This is a genomic window from Exiguobacterium sp. s5 (assembly GCF_018618075.1).
In the GTDB taxonomy this organism is placed as follows: Bacteria; Bacillota; Bacilli; order Exiguobacteriales; family Exiguobacteriaceae; genus Exiguobacterium; species Exiguobacterium mexicanum_A.
Map to the genome: position 1 here is coordinate 322355 of NZ_JACSLK010000003.1, position 19390 is coordinate 341744.

Here is a 19390-nt window from a genome sequence, read left to right on the forward strand (position 1 = left end):
AGCGTTCGAATTTCCCTCGTTTTGAAAAAGCAGTCGTCACTATATATAGTAATCGCTCAAATCGTAAATTGAATAGAAGATAGGACGAAATCCAATGAATTTATCGTTTATTTGGACATCCGGTTCATGATTGACCGCTTACATAAAATTGCACGCGTTCTCACGCAAACGTCAATTTAATTTTTTTCTATCTCATATCCCATCTCAAATCGGATGATAGCGCCGTTTTTGAGTAAAAGTAATCTAGGCGTCGACAGTTTGCCGAATGTCAAGATTGCAAAACTAAATATAGGTGATTTATGATTAAAAAGACAATAAAACGTCAATATATAGTTAACGGATATTTATCACGTTCATCCATCATTGACGTCGAATCGGACAAGTTCCGCTATACCTTTATAATATCTACATCCGAAGAAGGAGTGATCGTTTTGACATCCCCTATCCATCACGAGAATATGTTGGCTGCTGCGCCAACACTTACTGACGTCTCGACATTGATCCAATCATTAAAACAACGCTACCCACAGCTTAGTGTCGAACGATACGAAGAACGAGCCGTCCGGGCGCTCGAAGGAAAGACACTGACACAAGATGTAGTATATGAACTCTTGACGATGCACGCCCTCGATATGTTGAAGGCCGAAGAGCCGGACTGGACGTTCGTCGCCACAGAAATGTACTTAAACCGCCTCTATTTAGAAGCGGCCCGTAACCGCGGTTATGACGCCTCGATGCGTTACGGCGCTCTCTATCCAATGATTGAGACGCTCACGACAAAAGGCATCTTCACCTCGGCACTACTCGATACGTACTCGAAAGAAGACATCGCCTACTTGGAGACGTTGATTGACCCGTCACGTGACCGCATGTTCACCTACATCGGTCTCCGGACGTTAGCAGACCGTTACCTCGGCCGCGACCACGTCAAAAACTTGTACGAGTTGCCGCAAGAGCGGTTCATGGTCATCGCCATGACGCTCATGCAAAAAGAGAACGCTGACCAACGTGTGAAACTCGTCGAAGAAGCGTATTGGGCATTATCGAACCTCTATATGACGGTTGCTACACCGACGCTCTCGAACGCCGGGAAATCGTACGGGCAGCTCAGCTCATGTTTCATCGACACGGTCGACGACTCGCTCCGCGGCATCTACGACTCGAACACAGATGTGGCCACGCTCTCGAAAGGCGGCGGCGGAATCGGCGTCTATCTTGGCAAAATCCGCTCACGCGGCAGCGACATCAAAGGCTTCAAAGGCGTCTCGAGCGGCGCGCTCCCTTGGATGAAGCAACTGAACAACACGGCCGTCTCGGTCGACCAGCTCGGCATGCGCCAAGGCTCGATTGCCGTCTACCTCGACATTTGGCATAAGGACATTTTTGAGTTCCTCGATGCGAAATTGAACAACGGGGACGAGCGCCTTCGGACTCACGACTTGTTCACAGGCGTCTGCTTGCCCGACTTGTTCATGCGTACGGTCGAAGCACGTGGCGACTGGCACTTGTTCGACCCACACGAAATACGTACGGTCATGGGCTTCAGCCTTGAAGACTTCTACGATGAGACGGAAAATGGCGGTTCGTTCACCGAGAAATACTTAGCGTGCGTCAATACGCCGGAGCTTTCGCGCGTAACGGTACCGGCCATCGACCTCGTCAAACGGTACATGCGCTCACAGCTCGAGACAGGAACGCCTTACATGTTTTTCCGCGACGCCGTGAACCGTGCCAACCCGAACAAACACGCGGGCATGATTTACAGCTCGAACCTCTGCTCAGAGATCGCGCAAAACATGTCGCCGACGACAATCGATGAAGAGTACACGGAAGACGGAAAAATCGTCATCACGAAGACACCTGGTGACTTCGTCGTCTGTAACTTGAGCTCAATCGCCCTCGCCCGAGCCGTCAAATCGGACGTCCTCGAGCGACTCATCCCGATTCAAATGCGGATGCTCGACAACGTCATCGACTTGAACACGATTGAAGTGCCACAAGCGATGATCACGAACCAGAAATACCGCGCCGTCGGACTCGGAACGTTCGGTTGGCATCACCTGCTCGCCCTCGAAGGCATCCGTTGGGAATCGGTCGATGCCGTCCAGTACGCGGAAAAGCTGTATGAGAAGATTGCTTACCTTACGATTCAAGCGTCAATGGAATTAGCCAAAGAAAAAGGCGCATTCGGCGTCTTTGAAGGATCGGAGTGGCATACGGGTGAGTACTTCAAACGCCGTAACTACCGCTCACACGATGAACTCGATTGGGACGGCCTCGCGGAAGCGGTTCATCAAAACGGTGTCCGCAACGCCTACATGATGGCGGTCGCACCGAACTCGTCGACAGCGATCATCGCGGGTAGCACGGCTTCTATCGATCCGGTCTATAAGAAGGTCTACTCGGAAGAGAAGAAAAACTATAAGATCCCGGTGACGGTCCCTGACCTCAACCCGGAGACGAACTGGTTCTATAAATCAGCGTTCGAAGTCGACCAACTCTGGAGCATCCGTCAAAACGCGGCCCGCCAGCGTCACATCGACCAAGCGATCAGCTTCAACCTTTACGTCAAAAATGACGTGAAAGCGACCGAGCTCCTCTCGATGCATCTCGAGGCCTGGTCACTCGGAATGAAATCAATTTACTACACGCGTTCGACGACTGTTGAAGTCGACGAATGTGAATCGTGTGCTTCGTAACGTCACGTAACAGAAAGGTGGGACCAACCATGAACGTCGCAATCGTCTATAGTTCGATGAGCGGGAATACAGAAGAGGTCGCCGAGCTGATTCAGGCGACCCACGTCCATCGGGGCGACCGTGTCGCCCTATATGAAGCGGACCGCATTGGCCATCGCGAAGCCCAATCACTCGCCACGTACGACCTCGTTTACTTCGGGTCGTATACGTGGGCGGACGGCGTCTTGCCGAACGAGATGAAAGATACGTTCCGTCTCGTCTTGAAAGAACTTAATGTGCCGCTTCGCCAAGCCGCCGTGTTTGGGACAGGTGACAAGATGTTCGTCCACTTCTGCCGAGCGGTCGACGAGATGGCCTACCACCTTTCGAAATACGGAATTCCCCTCGCCGGTGAGACATTGAAAATCGAGCAGTCACCGCGCAATCAACCGTACAACGTCCGTCACTGGGCCGAACGGTTGGCTAGAAACACCGAAGAAGGAGTATATGTCCATGACCATTCAAAAGATCAAACTACTGTCGCCCAAACATCCTAACCGGGCGACTGCCATTATCGGGGGCGAGACGAGTTCCATCGTCAATTGGAACGACATCGCCTATCCGCAGTTTTACACCATCTATAAACAACTGCTCTCAAACTTCTGGATCCCGGATGAGATCTCGATGTCGAAAGACATGCAGCAATGGCCGCAGTTGAGCGAGCGTGAACAAGACGCCTTCAAACGGATCATCGGGTTGTTGTCGATCCTCGACTCGGTACAGACACGCTATATCCTCGAGTCATCGATGTTCTCATCAGACTCGTCGGTGCACGCCGTGCTCGCCGTCATCGCTCAACAAGAAGTCGTCCATAACCAATCATATAGCTACGTCCTCTCGAGCCTCGTCCCGCTCAGCGAGCAAAATCGCATCTTCGATATCGCCAAGGACGACGAGATGGTCATGAAACGGAATCAGTTCATCTTAGACTTATACGAGGACTTCCGGGCCGACCAGACGGCCGAGACGTTCGCCAAGTCGCTCGTCGCCTCGATTATTCTCGAAGGCATCAACTTCTATTCCGGTTTCGCCTACTTCTACAACTTGGCCCGTCACCAGAAGATGGTCGGCACGTCGACGATGATCAGCTACATCCAGCGTGACGAGATGCAACACTCGTATTTCGTCAGCCAGTTGCTCCGGGCCGTCTTGACGGAAAACCCGGAGATCGACGCCGACGGCAGCTTCAGCCAGTTCGTCTATGACACGATGGCGGAAGCCGTCGACCTCGAAGTCGAATGGTGCGAATACGTCCTTCGCGACCTCGACGGGCTCGACGTCAGCGAGATGCGCGATTACGTCAAATACCTCGCCAACAAGCGCCTCCGCGTCATCGGCTTGAACGATCTGTATGAAGGGTTCAACGAAGACGTCATGCCGTGGATTCGTGCGTACTCAGACGATTCATTGAATGCCACGAAATCCGACTTCTTCGAACAGAAGTCACGCTCGTACGCAAAAGTCACCGACGCCAACGGCTTCGACGACCTATAAGCACAAAATGCCCCGACTCATCGTGAGTCGGGGCGTTTTTAATGGATGAAATTTAATGATAAGCGCGTACGTACTGAGCGATCCCTTCAGCGACACCTTCCGCCATCCGTTGGCGTGAGGCGTTGCTCCGTAAATGGGTGACGTCTTGCGGCGAAGAGATGAAACCGAGTTCGACGAGGGCCGATGGCATCGTATTATAACGAATCACATAATAGTTCGCCGTCTTCACACCGCGGTTCGTCATCCCGGACATCTTGCCCATCAAATTGGATTGAATGTTCGTCGCCAGCACACGGCTCTTCGAACTGTGGGCTGAATAAGACGAATAGAACGTCTCGACACCTTTAGCATACTGAGTCGTCGCAGCATTCGTGTGCAAGCTGACGAACAAGTTGCCGCGAAGCGTTTTTGCCGTCTGAACGCGTTGGTCAAGCGTCAAGTAGACATCCGTCGAGCGCGTCAACCGGACTTGGTAGTCATACTTCGAACGAAGATACGCCTCGACTCGTTTTGTCACATCGAGAACGATCGCCTTCTCATAGAGCGATCCATTCACCGCTCCCGGGTCACCGCCTCCATGGCCCGCATCGAGGACGATGACGGCGTTGCTCGTCGCGCTCGGCTTGAGCGTCATCGCGTAAGCCGTCGAGATGTAGCCGTCGCGACCGTTGTACTTGATTTTATAAAAGCCGTTCGTCGAGCCGTAATGGTCGACTTGAGTGCCATGAGCGAGTCGGCCGAGAATCGTCGAGCTCGCCGAGGCGCTCGCCCGGACGTTCAAGACGTCCCCTGGTGTGTTCGTGTACACTTTCCCTTTAGGCGTCGCCGCAGGGGCGTCCGGGGCCTTCCCGGCCGACAACCAAGCTGTCGGGGTATAGAACGTGTCCGACCCGATATAGACGACCGACCAGCTCGAGTTATGTTTGCTGTACGTCACCGGCGTATACTTCGGCAACACACGAGCGACCGGTGATGATTGAAGCGTCTTCTTGAACAGGTTGGCATTTCGGTTCGCATATCCTGTTACTTTTTGAATGACCGGCGGTTTCGTCGTCGGCGGTTTCGTTACCGGCGGCGCTCCAGGTGTGATCCATGCCGTCGGCGTGTAATACGTTTTGCTGCCGATGTAGACGATCGACCAACTCGAGTTATATTTGCTCGAGACGACCGCCGACTTGGCCGGCAACACTTTCAACACCGTCGAACGTTGGTTGCGCGCGCCGAACAGTTTCAACTCGCGGTTGGCATGACCATCGACTTTTACGACTGGCGGTTTCGTCGTCGGCGGAGGCATCGTCGGTGCCCCAGGCGTAATCCAAGCCGTCGGCGCATAATACGTTTCGCTTCCGACATAGACGACCGACCAGCTTGAGTTATATTTGCTCGAGACGACTTCCGTCGTGACCGGCAATACTTTCAACACTTTCGAACGCTGATTGCGCTCGCCAAACAACTTCAACTCACGGTTGGCATGACCGTTTACTTTTGCCGCGCTCGGTTTCAACGTTCCCGGCGTGATCCATGCCGTCGGCGTATAATATGTGCTACTGCCAACGTAGACAACCGACCAGCTCGAGTTATATTTGCTCGAGACGACCGCTGACTTGGCCGGCAATACCTTCAACACCGACGAACGCTGATTCCGTTCGCCAAACAACTTCAAATCACGGTTCGTATAGCCTGTTTCACGGGCTGGTGTCGATGCGACGGCTTTCGGGGCAATATATGCCTTGGCCGCATAATACGTCTTCCCGTTCAAGTACACTTTCGCCCAAGACGAGTTATGTACGGCATATTGAACGGTCGTGCCTTTTTTAAGCGTCCGGTACACGGTCGCCTTGCTATGCGCCGACACACGGATGTTCAAGTTGACGGTCGTCACACCCGTCGAAGTGGCAGCTTGCTTCGTGACCGTCGTGGATTGGGACGGGATTCGCTTGATGTACTGGGCGGAAGCATAGTACGTTCGATCGTTTAAATATATCTTACTCCACGATTTGTTATAAATTACATATTTTACTTTTGTTCCCTTTTTTAGCGTTTGTATCAATTTTCCGCTCGTACTTGGTGCAGAGCGAACGTTCAAGTTTACTGTCGTCTCTCCGTCCAAAGTAGCGGCTTCCACCGCGGGTATTTGGATTGAAAACAAGACAACGGTCATGATGAGGGCAAGTTTAAAAAGCTTCATATTCATCCAAAATATTCCTTTCTTCATACGCACATCGCGACTGACAACACCTTCATAGTAGCACATTGCTTTTATTGAAAAAGTAAATATTTGAAAAAATGATGAATACTTTTTCCAAAAAAGGTGAATGTTTTTACCCTTGTTTTCGCACAATCCAAAACGTATCAGTGCCATGTCGCTCGATCTCGACGGCGAAAGGGGCCGCTAGTTGCAAATCAGTCTCGATGGAGCGATCGATTTGGAAAGGCGGCTCAGGTTGTCGAATGACAAACCCATCGAGTCCCTCGACTTCGGCGATCTTTAAAAACCGCGCCAAGTGCCCTTCCCGCTCTCTATATCGGCTCACTTCTTCGAAAGGTTTAGCCTTCACCCCGCCCCAGTACCGTCCTTCCACATAAGAACGATACGTGCGGACCGAATCTTCCGTAATCGGGTCGGGGGTATGGTCGAAGCGTCCGAAGTCTCGGGACGACTTGTCTTCGATCAACGAGGCGATCTCCGCGAATAGGTCAAATCCATTCATGTCGGCAAGTTCCATGACCGCCTGTTGAACGGCCTCGATGTGTCGTTGCAACGATCCCGGCGTCGCGGACGCCTTCAATTTTTTATCGCCTTCGTAGGCATTTAATATGCGGCCAACTTCCCCCGCCTCGCGCACGAGGCGGTAGTAGCTACGTTCTTCTTTCGTCTCGTCACGGTCTGTCGTTTGATTCGTGAGGGTGATGGCATATTGATTCGCCAGACACGTCGAAATAACGAAGACGTCCATCAGCTCTTCACGCAGGGCGACTCGGTCGTCGGCATAGAGCGCGCCGCCAACTTCGCCCACTTCTTCTAACAGCCGGGCCAACCCCGACAGCGGCCGCCAGTAGCCGCCTAAATGAATAATCATCCGATCGATTCGTCGTTGTAATTCCTTCATGTTTAATCACCTATCCATCCTCTATATTTACCGGTTGCGTGGTATACTATGCTCAATCCAATCGTTAGGAAAGGGGCCATGTGTCGTGTCGCCAGCCAGGCTTTGGCAGTTACTTCGTTTCCTGCTCGTCATTATCGGGCTCGTCTTCGTCATTTGGGGACTGAGCGTCCTCTTTACGTACACGTATCCTTTCGTGTTCGCCTTCTTGTTATCCTTGTTGACCGTCCCGCTCGTCAATTGGTTCGAGCGCGAGACCAAATTGCCCCGGGCTCTTGGGACGCTCGCTTCCTTGTTGATCGTCATGAGTGTCGTCAGCGGTGTGATTGCCATCGTGGTGACTCAACTCATCCGTTACTTGACGATCGCCGCCGAGAAACTTCCCGACCAGATTGAAACGTTCACCGAATACATACAACGCATGTTCAACGAAAAAATTGCCCCGTTCGTCAATGATGCGTATGACAGCGTCCAGCGGCTCAATCCGGGACAGACGAACTCGCTCGAAGGCGGGATCACCGAGATCGGGGTCCAGCTCGGAGCAGCGATCGGCGTCTTGTCACGAGGGGTCGCCGGTTTACTGCAAAATATCCTCAGCGCCTTACCGCTCGTCTTGCTCTTGTTCATCGTCATCGTGCTCGCCTGGTTCTTCATCACGAAAGACTGGAACGTCTACATGCGGTCCATCGCGCGCTTGAATGAGCGAAAAGGCTTCAAGGAATTTGAACTGGTCATGACCAATTTGCGCTCGGCGCTGTTCGGTTACGTCCGGGCCCAATTGACGCTTATCTCCATCACGTTCGGGATCGTCCTTGTCGGCATGTTCATCCTGCGGGTCGACAATCCATTCTCTTTCGCTCTTTTAGCGGCCATCTTCGACTTGTTGCCGTACCTCGGCGTCGGGACGCTGTTATTGCCATGGGCCGCCTATGCCGCTGTGAGCGGCGACTGGTTCCTCGCCATCGGCCTCGTCATCTTGTATATCGTCGTCATCGTCCAACGTAACTTGGCTGAACCGAAAATCGTTGGTTCTCACATTGGACTTGACCCGCTCGCCGCCCTCATCTCGATTTTTGTCGGTTTGCAACTGTTCGGGGTGCTCGGTTTCATTTTAGGACCGGTCTTGGCCGTTCTGCTCAAGGCGCTCTATAACGCCCAAGTGTTTCACTATATGTGGAGATTCGTCCTCGGGCCGACGACACCAAAAGAGCGATGACGCGTCATCGCTCTTTTGTCTTCGGTACCGCCACGAACGGCGCTCCTTCAGTTTGGTCAGGATGCGTCACCATCCCAGTCGTTCCCGCCTCATAGGCGGCCACGGCCAAAATACAGGCGTCGATAATATCATCGACTTGTACGTTCGACATCTTCCACTTCCAGGGCGAGCTTTTTGAATAGCGGCGCAACAACTCGATTCGTTCGAGCTCTCCCGCCTCGGTCTTCTTGCTGAAACGCGCCTCGTTCCCGGTCATGACGGCGAAGCACACTTCCGGATGTGACTCATAGACGTCCGTTTCAGCGATCGTTTGAAACTCTCGAATCCGCGGCACAAGGTTCCACGCTTGTTTGCTGATTCCTTTTCCGACTAGTTCGCGACTTCTCGCGTTGGCCGTCTCATACGATGCTTCTGTTACCACTTCTTGAATCGGTGGTGTGAAGATCGATGACTTCCGCTCTTTTAGTTGTGACCGCATCCACGCGTCACACGTTCGGTCCGGCTTGTCGATCGACCCTAAGTCTTTCGGCATATCGACAAAATGCACGGCCCCTTCGATCAATAAATCTTCCAACTTCTCTGAGATGGTCAAACAGAGCGAGATGCTGTCGTACGTGATTCGTACCCAGCCCCCGCGCGCGCCATCAATTCCTACTCCGACCACGGCGTCCCTCCTGCATCAAAAACAACACTCCGAGCACCGCGCAAAAGACGGTCACTCCTAACAACCAACGGCTTGGCCAAGCCGTGTATCCGAAACCGGAGACGACGGCCAAACCGATCAATACAAATCCAATTTTCAACGTTTCCATCCTTCGAGCATCGTCGCGAGTGTGCGCACCATGACGCCAGTCGGTCCTTTTGGTCCGAGATCGCTCGCCGACGAACGTTCGCTCGTCCCGGCGATGTCGAGATGGAGCCAAGGCGTGTCCCCGACGAACTCACCGACGAAAGCGCCGCCGAAAATCATATGACCGTAACGGCCCGGTGAGTTGTTCAAGTCGGCGACTTCCGACTTACGCACTTGGTTGATGAAGACATCGAAGTATGGCATCTGCCAGACGAGTTCGTTCGTGTCACGACTCGCGGCTTCTAAGGCGCCGTAGAGCGACGCATCGTTCGTCAGGCAACCAGTCACTTCCGTACCGAGCGCGACGAGCACACCGCCCGTGAGCGTGGCCACATCGATGATGGCTTGCGGTTCATACGTCTTGGCAAAAGTGACGGCGTCGGCGAGGACGAGACGACCTTCTGCATCCGTGTTGAGCACTTCAATCGTCTTCCCGTTCATCGCCGTGATGACATCGTCCGGCTTGAATGCGTCCCCTGAGATCATGTTGTCCGTCGATGGGATGACACCGATGACGTTCACGTTCGGTTTCGTCGTCGCGAGCGTCTCGAATAAACCGAGTACCGTCGCGGCGCCGCCCATATCCCCTTTCATACCGACGATGCCGTCTTTCGGCTTGATCGAGTAACCGCCCGTATCAAACGTGATGCCTTTTCCGACGACAGCGACAGGCGTCTCGTCTCCAGCTCCGCGATATTCGAGCACGATCAACTTCGGCGGGATCGTCGACCCTTGGTTGACGGCGAGAAGCGCGCCCATTCCGAGCCCTTCCATCTCTTCTTTCTCAATGATGCGATGTTCAAAGCCGTGACGTTCGGCCAACTCGACCGCATAGTCCGCGAGCGTTTCCGACGTCAAAATATTGGCTGGCATCATCGTGAGCGACCGCGCCACATTCACACCACGTCCGTAAGCTGCACCTGCTAGCGCCTCTTCCTCTTCATCAGCTCCGAGCAACGTGATCGTTACGTCCGGTTTCGCCGGTTTCGGCTCTGATTTGTATGTAGGATGCTCATACGTCGCCATCTCATACGCTTCAGCAAACAGTTTCGCCGTATTCGGTCCGAACGTGTCGAGGGCGACCGCGACGTCCGTGAAGGCACGGGCTTTGATGTGTTTGGCGACTTTCCCGAACCAATTGCGCACATTTTCAACCGTATTTTCGTTCCGTTGTCCGAGACCGACGAATAGGATCCGTTTAACCGTTCCCTCAAACGTCGGGACGATGGAGACTTCACCTGTTTTCGTTGAAATATCCGCCGATTGAATCAATGCTTTGACGCGTCCATTAAACAACGAATCGAGTCCTTCCTCAATCGTGTCGGCAGCGCCGATCCCCACGACGATCGTGTCATATGACCCGTTCCAATCTAAGTCTTTCACTTGATACATGTTTGCCACTTCCCTTCTTTATATATGGTTAGCATAACGAACTTCTGCCAAATAATGAAACAGTATGCGCAAGAGTCAATAAATCTTCGAATTCAGGCGTTAACTCCTCGTTGTGACGATGATTTATTTTATGATAGGATAAGAAAGTACGCAATCAGGCATCCCTCCCTGTTGAGGCGAGGCCATTTTGTTCGGTCGAGGCTTCCCCTAGTAGTAGACCGTTGCTACTTTAATCTTCCAGGTTTTCGTTAGTTCCTTTTTCATTTCGGGTAAGAACTAACGAGATAACGTTGGAAACCACTATTTCTTTGAAGAGAGGGACTACGCTTATGTCACACATTAAAGGTATTGGCGCATCTGCAGGAATCGCAGTTGCGAAAGCATTCGTCATGGAGACACCTTCATTTGACATCCCGACAAACAAAATCGAGGACGTAGCAGCTGAGAAAGCCCGTTTCCAAGCGGCGATCGCTCAGTCAAAGACAGAACTCGAAGAAATTCGCGAGATCACACTTCGTGAACTCGGCGAAGACAAGGCAGAGATTTTCTCGGCACACTTGCTCATCGTCGAAGATCCAGAGATCGTCTCACAAGTGAACGACAAAATTGAAAGCGAACACATGAACGCTGCGAAAGCGCTCGATGAAGTCGCTCAAATGATGGTCATGATCTTTGAATCGATGGATAACGAGTACATGCGTGAACGCGCTGCCGACGTTCGTGACGTCACAAAACGCGTCATGGCGCATATCCTCGGTGTCACATTCATGACGCCTGCGTCGATTTCTGAAGAAGTCATCATCATCGCTGAAGATTTGACACCGTCTGACACGGCACAACTCAACCGTAAATACGTCAAAGGTTTCGCGACAAACATTGGTGGACGTACGTCTCACTCAGCGATCATGTCTCGCTCACTCGAGATTCCTGCTGTCGTCGGAACAAAAGTAGCGCTCGAAGAAATCAAGAACGGCGACCTCGTCGTCATCGACGGGACAGAAGGCGACGTCTTCGTCAACCCGTCTGAAGAACTCGTCAATGAATACGTTGAAAAACGTGCTTCATTCGAAGCTTACAAAGAAGAGTTGAAACAACTCGTCAACGAAGAGTCAGTCACAGCCGACGGCCATAAAGTCAAACTTGCGGCAAACATCGGTACACCGAACGACCTCGAAGGCGTGTTGAAAAACGGCGCTGACGCCATCGGCCTTTACCGGACCGAGTTCCTCTACATGGACTCAGAAACGTTCCCGACGGAAGAAGAGCAATATGCAGCCTATAAAGCAGTACTCGAAGGTATGGACGGCAAACAAGTCGTCATCCGTACGCTCGATATCGGTGGAGATAAAGAATTGTCTTACCTCGACCTTCCAAAAGAAATGAACCCGTTCCTCGGCTATCGCGCGATTCGCCTTTGCCTCGAAGAGACGGACTTGTTCCGCACACAACTTCGCGCCCTTCTCCGTGCCTCAGCGCACGGTGACCTCGCCATCATGTTCCCAATGATTGCGACACTTGAAGAGTTCCGCGCGGCGAAAGCGCTCCTTCTCGAAGAAGAAGCGAAGTTGAAAGCAGAAGGCATCGCTGTCGGTAACTACGAGACAGGGATGATGGTCGAGATTCCATCGACTGCCGTCATGGCGAAGCAATTCGCGAAAGAAGTCGACTTCTTCTCAGTCGGCACGAACGACTTGATTCAATACACGATGGCAGCGGACCGCATGAACGAGAAAGTCTCGTACTTGTACCAACCGTTCAACCCGGCCATCTTGAACCTTCTCCACAACGTCATCACAGAAGCACATAAAGCTGGCAAATGGGTCGGCATGTGTGGCGAGATGGCTGGAGAAGAGCTCGCGATTCCAATCCTTCTCGGACTTGGCCTTGACGAGTTCTCGATGTCAGCTTCAAGCGTCCTTCGCGCACGTAGCCTCGTGAAGCGTTTGACGAAGTCAGAAACAGAAGCGATCGTCAACGATGTCCTCAACATGGATACAGCTGAAGAAGTCGTGAACTTCCTCAGTGAAAAATTCGATATTAAGAAGTAACAAAAAAAGAAGTTCTCGCAGTTGCGAGAGCTTCTTTTTTGTTTACTCGGCGCCTTTATCATCCGTTCTGAAGTCGAGCGCTTCACCGGCGACGACCGTCTCTCCGAATGGGACGACGACGATTTTGCCGTCTCCGTTCGTCCAAATAATCGGCGTGATGAGCGATGGAACTTTGTCGCGAATCAAATTGAGGTCAACGTCGAGCAAGACATCCCCCGCTTCGACACGGTCGCCTTCTTTCACTTTGGCGACGAATCCTTCGCCTTTCAGATTGACCGTATCGAGTCCGACATGGATAAGAATCTCGCGTCCATCGTCCGCAAGTAGACCAATCGCATGTTTCGTCGGGAAGAACGTCGTGATTTGTCCCGTGACCGGTGCAACGACTTGTCCCGAACTCGGTTCGATGGCAAATCCTTCGCCCATCATGCGGCCCGAGAAGACTTGGTCCGGAACGTCATCGAGTGACAAGATGACACCCGACATCGGGGCGAGGAAGCGATGATCGGCATGTTCGGCCGCTTCCGGTGTGATGACGGCTTTTTCTTTCGGCTTGTATTCGCCACCCTCGATGATGGCCGCGATTTGCGATTTGAGCGTATCTGATTTCGGTCCGAAGATGGCTTGAATGTTATCTCCGACTTCGAGTACTCCGGCCGCTCCCAAATCTTTCAGCAAGTCTTTATCGACTTGTCTCACATCGTTCACTGTGACGCGGAGACGCGTGATACAGGCGTCGAGATGTTTGATGTTCTCCGGTCCACCGAGACCGACGAGCACTTCGTACGGTAAATCGTCTCCGACGACGGCGCGGGCCCCTTTGCCTTCGGCGGCGGTTTCACGTCCCGGCACTTTCAAATCGAACTTCGTGATGGCGAAGCGGAACCCGAAGTAATAAATGACCGCGAAGACGAGGCCGACTGGAATGACGAGCCACCAGGCTGTCCGGTTCGGCAATACCCCGAACAACAGATAGTCGATGAGTCCGCCTGAGAACGTCATCCCGATCTTAACGTTGAGCAAGTGCATGGTCATAAAGGATAGTCCCGCAAAGACGGCATGAATACCAAAGAGTAGAGGTGCAACGAAGACGAACGAGAATTCGACCGGCTCGGTGATTCCCGTTAAGAATGAGGTGAGGGCTGCTGAGAAGTAAAGTCCTTCGACGTCTTTACGACGCTCTTTCGGGACTGTGTGGAACATGGCGAGACAAGCGGCAGGCAATCCGAACATCATGAACGGGAACTTCCCGGTCATATACGTACCGGCCGTAAATTCGACTCCGTCACGTAATTGTGCGAAGAAGATCCGTTGGTCCCCTTGGACAAGGTCTCCCGCCTGGTTCGTATATTCCCCGAACTGGAACCAAAACGGTGAGTACCAGATGTGGTGCAGACCGAACGGAATCAAAGAACGTTCGACCAAACCGAAGACAAAGGCTGAAACGGCGACGTTCGCTTCAATGATCGTGCTCGAGAACGTGTTGATCGCTGAACCGATCGGCGGCCAAATGTAGGCGAGCGCAATCCCGATCAATAAGCTGAATGCAGCGGTCGCGATCGGCACGAACCGTTTCCCGGCGAAGAACCCTAAGAAATCCGGCAACTTGATGTTGAAGTACTTGTTGTATGCGAATGCGGCAATGAGACCTGCGATAATACCCCCGAATACCCCCATTTGGAGCGTCGGGATCCCGAGTACCGATGCATAGGCCGGGTCTCCCTGGGCGATTTCCGCGGTAATACCGTTCCACGTACTGATAACTTTGTTCATAATCAAATAACCAACGATAGCTGCTAACCCGGCAACACCGTCCCCGTTGGCTAGCCCGATGGCGACACCGACGGCGAACAATAGACCTAGATTGGCAAACACGATATCCCCGGCATCTGTCATAACTTGCCAGACGAGGACGAGTGAATCGTTTGCCAAGAAAGGTAAGAGCGAAACGAGATCAGGGTTTTGGAATGCGGTACCAAATGCGAGTAATAGACCGGCTGCCGGTAGAATCGCAACCGGAAGCATGAGTGCCTTCCCGATTCGCTGCAAAACACCAAACACTTTCTTCCACATCATGGTTCCCTCCTTTTGTCAGAATACTTACTTTTCCCCATCTGCCAGTAGGCTGAAACCGTTTCACCCATACAAAAAAAGCCAATCCATAATGGATTGGCTTATAGCTTCATTCAGTTTGCTTTCTTTTCGTTACCTGAAGCGATGACCGCTTGCATTTCTGATTTCAACGCATCAGAACGTGGTCCGAAGATTGCTTGAATGTTGTTACCGACTTCAAGGACACCAGCTGCCCCGAGGCGTTTCAATTCTTCTTTGTTGACTTGGCTCTTATCTTTAACTTCAACGCGAAGACGTGTGATACATGCGTCTAAGTGTTTGATGTTTTGCGAACCACCGAAACCAACGAGGATATCTTGTGCAAGTTCCGAACCTGTAGCAGTTGATTGCTCAACGACTTCATCTTCACGGCCCGGTGTTTTAAGGTTGAACTTACGGATTACGAAACGGAATCCGAAGTAGTAAACGACTGCGAACACGAGACCGACTGGAATGACGAGCCACCAGTCTGTACGGTTAGGAAGTACACCGAAGAGAAGGTAGTCGATCAAACCGCCCGAGAACGTCATCCCGATTTTGACGTTCAAGATGTGCATGACCATGAACGAAAGGCCAGCGAAGACTGCGTGTACTGCGAACAAGAGTGGAGCAACGAACAAGAATGAGAACTCGATCGGCTCAGTGATACCAGTCAAGAACGATGTAAGTGCTGCCGAAGCCAAGAGACCACCGACGACTGCTTTACGCTCAGGACGTGCTTCATGGTACATAGCAAGTGCTGCTGCTGGAAGACCGAACATCATGAACGGGTACTTACCAGTCATGAACGTACCAGCTGTGAGCTCGGCACCATCACGAATTTGTGCGAAGAAGATCGCTTGGTCACCACGAACGATGTTACCCGCTGCATCCGTGTACGAGCCGAACTCGAACCAGAATGGTGAGTAGAAGATGTGGTGAAGACCAAATGGAATCAATGAACGTTCGATCAAACCGAAGATGAATGCCGCGAACGTGCGGTTTTCAGTCAACATGAAGTTTGAGAACGTGTTCAAGCCGTGTTGAACTGGTGGCCAGATGAGAAGCATAACGAAACCAGCGACAACTGCCAATACTGCAGTAACGATTGGGACGAAACGCTTACCAGCGAAGAAGCCAAGGAATTGCGGCAATTCGATGTTGAAGTACTTATTGTATGCCCATGCGGCAATCAGACCAACGATAATCCCTCCGAATACCCCTGTTTGGAGTGTTGGAATCCCAAGTACTGATGCGTAAGCCGGGTCACCTTGTGCGATGATTTCAGGTGTGAGTTCGAGCCAAACACCCATTACTTTGTTCATGATGAGGAATCCGACGATGGCTGCAAGTCCGGCAACGCCGTCCCCTGCTAAACCGATCGCGACACCGACTGCGAATAAGAGTGCTAAGTTCGAGAAGATAATGCCACCCGCTTGCTCCATGAGCTGAGCGAATTTCACAACGCCTGCGTTCGTTAACCAACCAGCGCGTGATGTGAGGGCCGGGTTTTGCATCGCGTTACCGAATGCAAGAAGAAGACCGGCTGCCGGCAAGATCGCTACAGGAAGCATAAGTGCTTTACCGACTTTTTGAAGAACACCAAAGATCTGCTTAAACATGATAAATCCTCCTTTTGTGATTGTTTCGTGCGGAAAGACGACTGTAGATGTCAGACAACCGACGTATCTAAACGTTTTCATAATAAACGTTTATAAAAACAGAAACAGGCATGAATAAGGTATAGAACGTAGACCTCTCCTAATGGAGACATCGTTGCGTTCCACTCCTTACTCATGCCTGATCGAATCAGTAACACGTAAGATACGTGGTATCAGTTATCTACTTGTTAGGCGCTGGAGATGCATCGTCAAATATGTCGCTTCACCTCGCGGGACAGGACGCTTTAATTCGCGTTCCATGATGCCCATCAGCTCCCAAGCAGTACTATAGCATAGCGGATATTCTTCGCGCAATACCTTTTCAATTTTTTGTGGGGCCTCCACCATCTCACCCGTCGCAACCCGCTCAACGGCGTACCTTAAGTGCCGAAGTAAGCGCTTATAATCGAGTGAAGTCCGGTCCATTTTGACGTTCAAACGACTCTCAATCGTCTGAACGATTTGCCCGATGATTTGGTTGTGACGGTTGACCTCGAGGACGTTTTTAAACGTCGTCGCCGAATGGATATGGAGCGCGATAAATCCGATCTCCGCATCGGGCAACAGCACGTCGAGCCGCTCGTGAATCATATCGACGATTCGTTCAGCCAAGGCGTACTCATTCGGATAGAGCGATTCGGTCTCAAGCAAGAACGGATTTGTCACTTCCATCCCTTGTTCGATCCGCTTCATCGTGAAGAACAAGTGGTCGGTCAAACCGATATGGATATGTTGATCGACTTTTTTACCTGTGTTGTTCTCGATAAACCCGACGATTTCTTGCATGAAGGCAATAAAGTCTTCATCGACGTGTTTGACGAGCTCACGGTATTGAGATTGTTCTTCTTTATCTGTCAGTTGATACACTTTCTCCGGGACACTGGCCGGGTCGACGAGATCGCCCGCTTTCTTGCCGAAGCCAATCCCTTTCCCGAGTAGAATGACTTCCGGTTCCGGATCATGTTGGCAAATGACAACGCTATTATTCAACACTTTCTTGATCGTATACATCGGTAATGTCATTCTCATCGCATCCCTTACTAATTAAATCGTTATCTCATCTAGTATATCGGTTCGCCTTCTAAAAAAGTAGGCAGAAAACAAAAAAGACGAACATTTCTGCCGTCTTTAAAACATTGAGTAACCACTCTTACGCAAGTAGCGGATCGTGACGCCGGCCAAAATCGCACCGAGCAGTCCGAAACCAAGCATGAACACATCCAAAAACTGAAGTCCGAGCACCCGTTCGTAAACGTTGGCGAGCGCGGTCGATGTCTCCGTGATGTAACTCGAGAGCTTGACGTTATCAATCATCATAATGACGAAAATCGGATAGATGAACACGAGCGTCCATGTTTTTTTAAGTAGCATGTTCAAAATGAAGCCGATGCTGAAGAAGATGACCAAATAAAGAATCGCCCCAATGACAGCCTGGATGATATGCATGCGATTGCCCCCTTTTCCCGTTGTCTATTATACCGAATCGCCCTCTCTTAGGTCAAAGGTCAACCATGAGACGCCATCAAAAAAGTAGCCCGTTCAGATGAGCGGGCTACTTGGTCATATTGCTTAGAATTTACCTTTTTTGAGGACGAGACCGTACTTCTTCAATTCGAGGAAGTGTTTGTTGTCGATCACTTTCTTCATGAATGAAGCGTTGCGACCGAAGATCTTTTTGCCCATGACGATGCCGATTCCGTCGTTATGGCCAAGTGAAGCGACTGTCCCTTTGCTCTCATACGTGAATTTCGAAGTCGATTTTCCGTTGATGAGCGCCGCGATGTTTTTCGCTACGTTGTGCGCTTGTTGCGTCGCGATTTGAGCAGTCGGCGGGTATGGACGGTTTGAGACCGGATCCATGACAGCCGAGCAGTCACCGATGATGAAGACGTTGTCGTGACCAGGGGCACGGTTGTCCGCCTCGACCATGACACGGTTACGGACCGCTTCAAAACCAGATTTCTCGATGATCGGGCTACCGCTCACGCCACCTGTCCAAAGGATCGTGTTCGCTGCGATCGTCTCCGTCGTATCGCCTTGAAGCGGACCGAACGTGACGACGCCAGGCTCAACGCCTTTGATGCCGTTGCCGAGTTTCATCTCGACACCGTTACGCTCGAGCCATTTCTGTGCATACGTCGTAAGTTCTGGGTCGAAACCAGGAAGGACGGTCGGAGCCGCCTCGATGTTCACGATGCGAACCGCTTCACGTGGCACGTCATACTGCTTGCAAAGCTCAGGGACACGGTTGACGAGCTCACCGAGGAACTCGATGCCTGTGAAACCTGCGCCGCCGACGACGATTGTCACGTACGAGCGGTCAGCCGACCCGTTCGTCTTATATTGTGCGAATGAGTATTCGATATGTTCTTTGATTTTACGGACGCTGTTCAATGAACTGATTGTCATCGCGTTCTCTTTGAGGCCTGGGATTCCGAATGTTTCTGGAATGCCGCCGAGTGCGAACACGACATAATCATATTCAACAGTCGAGCCGTCTGCGAGGAGTACTTGTTTAGCCGTAGTATCGACGCGATCGACGATCCCTTTGACAAATTTCACGCGTGACGGGTTCACAACGTCGTTGATGTAGATACGAGCTTGCTCCGGTTTCATCGTTCCGGCCGCTGGTTCATGGAGCCACGTCGTCTGGTAATGGTAATCATGCTTGTTGATGAGCGTGATGTTCGCGTCGCCAGCTGAGAGCGTCTTCTGGAGGTTCACCGCTGTGATGAGTCCACCGAAACCTGCGCCAAGAATAACAATGTTAGGTCGTTTCATGTTCATTTCCAC

Annotated in this window: 13 protein-coding genes and 2 pseudogenes; 5 read left to right on the forward strand and 10 right to left on the reverse strand. The window is 51.7% G+C overall.

Translation table 11 applies throughout. The annotated features are described in order from the left end of the window. The first annotated feature begins 431 nt into the window (after positions 1 to 431). From KNP60_RS08950 to KNP60_RS08960, 3 genes are read left to right on the forward strand one after another with little or no spacing between them, the layout of a single operon-like run. Positions 432 to 2699: a ribonucleoside-diphosphate reductase subunit alpha gene (locus tag KNP60_RS08950; RefSeq protein WP_285800878.1), complete on the forward strand. Its 2268-nt coding sequence runs from the start codon at positions 432 to 434 to the stop codon at positions 2697 to 2699. Between the two features lie 29 nt (positions 2700 to 2728). Beyond that, positions 2729 to 3235 carry a flavodoxin domain-containing protein gene (locus KNP60_RS08955; protein ID WP_214797314.1) on the forward strand — a complete coding sequence of 169 codons (507 nt, stop codon included), beginning with the start codon at positions 2729 to 2731 and terminating at the stop codon, positions 3233 to 3235. After that, positions 3192 to 4232, forward strand: coding sequence for a ribonucleotide-diphosphate reductase subunit beta (locus KNP60_RS08960; RefSeq protein WP_034778351.1), 1041 nt, complete (start codon positions 3192 to 3194; stop codon positions 4230 to 4232). The genes KNP60_RS08955 and KNP60_RS08960 overlap by 44 nt, the downstream gene beginning before the upstream one ends. A 52-nt stretch (positions 4233 to 4284) precedes the next feature. Here the strand turns inward: KNP60_RS08960 and KNP60_RS08965 are convergent, their stop codons facing one another. Then, entirely contained in the window at positions 4285 to 6426 is a 2142-nt protein-coding gene (locus KNP60_RS08965) for an N-acetylmuramoyl-L-alanine amidase (RefSeq protein ID WP_214797315.1), read from the reverse strand. Between the two features lie 127 nt (positions 6427 to 6553). Further along, on the reverse strand, positions 6554 to 7342 hold the full coding sequence (locus KNP60_RS08970) for a MazG nucleotide pyrophosphohydrolase domain-containing protein (RefSeq protein WP_034778353.1): 789 nt from the start codon (positions 7340 to 7342) through the stop codon (positions 6554 to 6556). Between the two features lie 85 nt (positions 7343 to 7427). Here KNP60_RS08970 and ytvI point away from each other — a divergent pair, with 85 nt between their 5' ends. After that, positions 7428 to 8555, forward strand: a complete 1128-nt coding sequence (gene ytvI, locus KNP60_RS08975) for a sporulation integral membrane protein YtvI (RefSeq protein ID WP_214797316.1) — start codon at positions 7428 to 7430, stop codon at positions 8553 to 8555. A gap of 4 nt (positions 8556 to 8559) precedes the next feature. On the opposite strand, the gene KNP60_RS08980 is transcribed toward ytvI, so the two are convergent. From KNP60_RS08980 to KNP60_RS08990, 3 genes are read right to left on the reverse strand one after another with little or no spacing between them, the layout of a single operon-like run. Further along, positions 8560 to 9219, reverse strand: a complete 660-nt coding sequence (locus KNP60_RS08980) for a DUF429 domain-containing protein (RefSeq protein WP_214711847.1) — start codon at positions 9217 to 9219, stop codon at positions 8560 to 8562. Then, positions 9200 to 9358 carry a hypothetical protein gene (locus KNP60_RS08985; protein WP_161787546.1) on the reverse strand — a complete coding sequence of 53 codons (159 nt, stop codon included), beginning with the start codon at positions 9356 to 9358 and terminating at the stop codon, positions 9200 to 9202. Before KNP60_RS08985 ends, KNP60_RS08980 begins: the two co-directional genes overlap by 20 nt. Beyond that, entirely contained in the window at positions 9355 to 10797 is a 1443-nt protein-coding gene (locus tag KNP60_RS08990) for a leucyl aminopeptidase (RefSeq protein ID WP_214797317.1), read from the reverse strand. The genes KNP60_RS08985 and KNP60_RS08990 overlap by 4 nt, the downstream gene beginning before the upstream one ends. Before the next feature lie 329 nt (positions 10798 to 11126). On the opposite strand from KNP60_RS08990, the gene ptsP reads away from it, so the two are divergent. After that, a complete protein-coding gene (gene ptsP / locus KNP60_RS08995) occupies positions 11127 to 12845 on the forward strand; it encodes a phosphoenolpyruvate--protein phosphotransferase (protein ID WP_214797318.1) in 1719 nt (572 codons plus the stop codon). Positions 12846 to 12980: 135 nt separating this feature from the next. Here ptsP and ptsG (KNP60_RS09000) read toward each other — a convergent pair. From ptsG (KNP60_RS09000) to KNP60_RS09020, 5 genes and pseudogenes are all read right to left on the reverse strand, one after another. Next, positions 12981 to 14918 (reverse strand): annotated as a pseudogene (gene ptsG, locus KNP60_RS09000) (glucose-specific PTS transporter subunit IIBC); the annotation flags it as partial. A gap of 140 nt (positions 14919 to 15058) precedes the next feature. Beyond that, a pseudogene (gene ptsG / locus KNP60_RS09005) lies at positions 15059 to 16558 on the reverse strand (glucose-specific PTS transporter subunit IIBC); the annotation flags it as partial. 216 nt (positions 16559 to 16774) lie between these two features. Then, complete coding sequence (gene glcT / locus KNP60_RS09010; protein WP_214751818.1) at positions 16775 to 17620, reverse strand: glucose PTS transporter transcription antiterminator GlcT; 846 nt, start codon at positions 17618 to 17620, stop codon at positions 16775 to 16777. A gap of 105 nt (positions 17621 to 17725) precedes the next feature. Then, positions 17726 to 18043, reverse strand: coding sequence for a YuiB family protein (locus KNP60_RS09015; RefSeq protein WP_021065526.1), 318 nt, complete (start codon positions 18041 to 18043; stop codon positions 17726 to 17728). A 123-nt stretch (positions 18044 to 18166) separates the two neighbouring features. Next, positions 18167 to 19378 carry an NAD(P)/FAD-dependent oxidoreductase gene (locus tag KNP60_RS09020; RefSeq protein ID WP_138859130.1) on the reverse strand — a complete coding sequence of 404 codons (1212 nt, stop codon included), beginning with the start codon at positions 19376 to 19378 and terminating at the stop codon, positions 18167 to 18169. Between the last annotated feature and the right edge of the window lie 12 nt (positions 19379 to 19390).

What these genes read in the sequence shown, in the direction of transcription:
- glcT (WP_214751818.1), bottom strand. Translation starts at nt 17,620, where the DNA reads ATGACATTACCGATGTATACGATCAAGAAAGTGTTGAATAATAGCGTT.
- KNP60_RS09020 (WP_138859130.1), bottom strand. Translation starts at nt 19,378, where the DNA reads ATGAAACGACCTAACATTGTTATTCTTGGCGCAGGTTTCGGTGGACTC.
- KNP60_RS08955 (WP_214797314.1), top strand. Translation starts at nt 2,729, where the DNA reads ATGAACGTCGCAATCGTCTATAGTTCGATGAGCGGGAATACAGAAGAG.
- KNP60_RS08970 (WP_034778353.1), bottom strand. Translation starts at nt 7,342, where the DNA reads ATGAAGGAATTACAACGACGAATCGATCGGATGATTATTCATTTAGGC.
- KNP60_RS08960 (WP_034778351.1), top strand. Translation starts at nt 3,192, where the DNA reads ATGACCATTCAAAAGATCAAACTACTGTCGCCCAAACATCCTAACCGG.
- KNP60_RS08990 (WP_214797317.1), bottom strand. Translation starts at nt 10,797, where the DNA reads ATGTATCAAGTGAAAGACTTAGATTGGAACGGGTCATATGACACGATC.
- KNP60_RS08965 (WP_214797315.1), bottom strand. Translation starts at nt 6,426, where the DNA reads ATGAATATGAAGCTTTTTAAACTTGCCCTCATCATGACCGTTGTCTTG.
- ptsP (WP_214797318.1), top strand. Translation starts at nt 11,127, where the DNA reads ATGTCACACATTAAAGGTATTGGCGCATCTGCAGGAATCGCAGTTGCG.
- KNP60_RS09015 (WP_021065526.1), bottom strand. Translation starts at nt 18,043, where the DNA reads ATGCATATCATCCAGGCTGTCATTGGGGCGATTCTTTATTTGGTCATC.